This window comes from Streptomyces durocortorensis, assembly GCF_016901035.1.
Taxonomy (GTDB): Bacteria; Actinomycetota; Actinomycetes; order Streptomycetales; family Streptomycetaceae; genus Streptomyces; species Streptomyces durocortorensis.
This window is the reverse complement of sequence record NZ_JAFEUF010000061.1, coordinates 1-2,426: the sequence shown is the minus strand read 5'-3', so window position 1 is coordinate 2,426 and position 2,426 is coordinate 1. Positions and strand designations below refer to the sequence as shown.

Sequence of the window (2,426 nt, the reverse complement as noted above, 5' to 3'; positions counted from 1 at the left end):
CCTCCCCCCCCCCCCCCACCCCCCCCCCCCCCCCCCCCCCTCTCTCCTTCGGGGGCCCCGGCGGGGGGGCGCCCCCCCCCCCCCCCCCCGCCGCCGGGGGGGGGGGCGCCCCCCCCCCGCGGAAGCGCTGACCGGTCAGGCGACCGAGAGCTCCACGTTGATGTTGCCGCGGGTGGCGTTCGAGTACGGGCAGACCTGGTGGGCCTTCTCGATGAGCGCCTGCGCGGTGGCGGCGTCGACGTTCGGGATGGAGGCGCTGATCGCGACCTCCAGGCCGAAGCCGCCGGCCTCGGTCTTGCCGATGGAGACCGAGGCGGTCACGGTCGAGCCGGAGATGTCGGCCTTCTCCTGGCGGGCGACGACGCCCAGCGCACCCTGGAAGCAGGCGCTGTAGCCGGCCGCGAAGAGCTGCTCGGGGTTGGTGCCCGCGCCGCTGCCGCCCATGGCCTTCGGCGGGTTCACGACGACGTCGAGCTGACCGTCGTCGGAGGAGACCCGGCCGTCGCGGCCGTTCTCGGCGGTGGCGACGGCGGTGTAGGCGACGTCGATCTTCTGGATGCTCATGGTGTGAGGATTCCTCCTGTTGGTGCGCCGCGACTCGCGCCCACGATCGCGACGGCCTGGGGATGAGCCTAACGGGTGGCCGCGACGGGGCCGGGGTCAGACCAGGGAAACGATCATCTTGCCGGTGTTCTCGCCGCGCAGCAGGCCGACGAAGGCGTCGTACCCGTTCTCGATGCCCTCCACCTTGGTCTCCTGGTACTTCAGCTCGCCCGAGGCGAGCCAGCCGGCGACCTCCTGGACGAACTGCCCCTGGAGGTGGGCGTGGTCGCCGACGAGCATGCCCTGGAGGCGCAGCCGCTTGCCGATGATGAGCGCCATGTTGCTCGGGCCGGGGGTCGGCTCGGTGGAGTTGTACTGGGCGATCATGCCGCAGATGGTGGCGCGGCCGTGCAGGTTGAACGAGGAGATCGCGGCTTCGAGGTGCTCGCCGCCGACGTTGTCGAAGTAGACGTCGATGCCGTCGGGGGCGGCCGCCTTGAGCTGGTCGCGGACCGGCCCGTTCTTGTAGTTGAACGCGGCGTCGAAGCCGTACTCCTCGGTGAGGAGCTTGACCTTCTCGTCGGAGCCCGCGGAGCCGATGACCCGGGAGGCGCCCTTGAGCTTCGCCAGCTGGCCGACCTGGCTGCCGACGGCCCCGGCCGCGCCGGAGACGAAGACCGCGTCGCCCTCCTTGAAGGAGGCGACCTCGAACAGGCCCGCGTAGGCGGTGAGCCCGGGCATGCCGAGCACGCCGAGGTAGGCGGAGAGCGGGGCGATCTCGGGGTCGACCTTCACCGCGTGCTTGGCGGGCAGGTCGGCGATCTCGCGCCAGCCGAGACCGTGCAGGACGTGGTCGCCGACGGCGAAGCCCTCGGCGTTCGAGGCGATGACCTCGCCGACCGCGCCGCCGTCCATGGGGTGGTCGAGCTTGAAGGGCGGGGTGTAGGACTTCACGTCGTTCATCCGGCCGCGCATGTACGGGTCGACCGAGAAGTACTTGTTGCGGACGAGGATGCGGCCTTCGGCCGGAGCGGCCACCGCGGCCTCACGCAGTGCGAAGTCCTCGGCCTTGGGCCAGCCGTGCGGGCGGGCGACGAGGTGCCATTCGCGGCTGGACGTGGGAAGTGCTGCAGACATGGGCTCGGGTTCTCCTCAATGTCCTACGGGGGGTGAGCCTCCATGCCGTACGGATACGACACGAAAAGCTTCATGACATGAAACAACCATGCTCCTGAATATTTCATGCTGTCAAGTAAATCGGTACGCTGTCGTCCATGGCCACTCGCACAGACTCCCTGACCCTTGAGGTCGTCGAGCTCATCGGCGCCGTCGTGGCGCGCTACCACGAGGAGTACGACCGGGCCGCCGCCGAGCACTCCCTCACCGGCGCGCAGGCACGGGTGCTCGGGCTGCTCTCGCTGGAGCCCCTGCCGATGCGGAAGATCGCCCTCAGGCTGAAGTGCGAGCCGTCCAACGTCACCGGGATCATCGACCGGCTGGAGACCCGGGGGCTGGTCGAGCGCAGGCCCGATCCGGCCGACCGGCGGGTGAAGCTGGCCGCCGCGACGGAGGAGGGCCGGCGTACGGCCCGTGAGCTGCGGGACGCGCTGGACTTCGCCCGGGAGCCGCTGGCCGGGCTCTCCGACGCCGAGCGCACGGTCCTGCGGGATCTGCTGCGCAGGATGCTGGGCGAGGAGACCCCGTAGGCACCGCGCTCACCGCAGGCACCGCGCTCACCTGCTTACGTGCACCACCACAGGAAGCGGGTGCAGGTCGGCGTCGGGGTCGGGGCGGGCGGCGGTCTTGTCGCATACCCCGACGAGGGTGAGGGCCACGCCGGTCTTGACAAGGGTGTCGAGGACCGGGGGTACGTCGTCGAGACG

The 2,426-nt window shown here is 70.8% G+C and carries 3 protein-coding genes; 1 reads left to right on the top strand and 2 read right to left on the bottom strand.

Going from position 1 to position 2,426, the window contains the following annotated elements; genetic code table 11:
- Positions 1 to 135 precede the first annotated feature (135 nt).
- Both JS521_RS14505 and JS521_RS14500 read right to left on the bottom strand, forming a co-directional pair.
- Positions 136 to 564 carry an organic hydroperoxide resistance protein gene (locus tag JS521_RS14505; protein WP_205083395.1) on the bottom strand — a complete coding sequence of 143 codons (429 nt, stop codon included), beginning with the start codon at positions 562 to 564 and terminating at the stop codon, positions 136 to 138.
- A gap of 96 nt (positions 565 to 660) precedes the next feature.
- Entirely contained in the window at positions 661 to 1,680 is a 1,020-nt protein-coding gene (locus JS521_RS14500; RefSeq protein WP_205083394.1) for an NADP-dependent oxidoreductase, read from the bottom strand.
- Between the two features lie 137 nt (positions 1,681 to 1,817).
- Here JS521_RS14500 and JS521_RS14495 point away from each other — a divergent pair, with 137 nt between their 5' ends.
- On the top strand, positions 1,818 to 2,249 hold the full coding sequence (locus JS521_RS14495) for a MarR family winged helix-turn-helix transcriptional regulator (protein ID WP_205083393.1): 432 nt from the start codon (positions 1,818 to 1,820) through the stop codon (positions 2,247 to 2,249).
- The last annotated feature ends 177 nt before the right edge of the window (positions 2,250 to 2,426 follow it).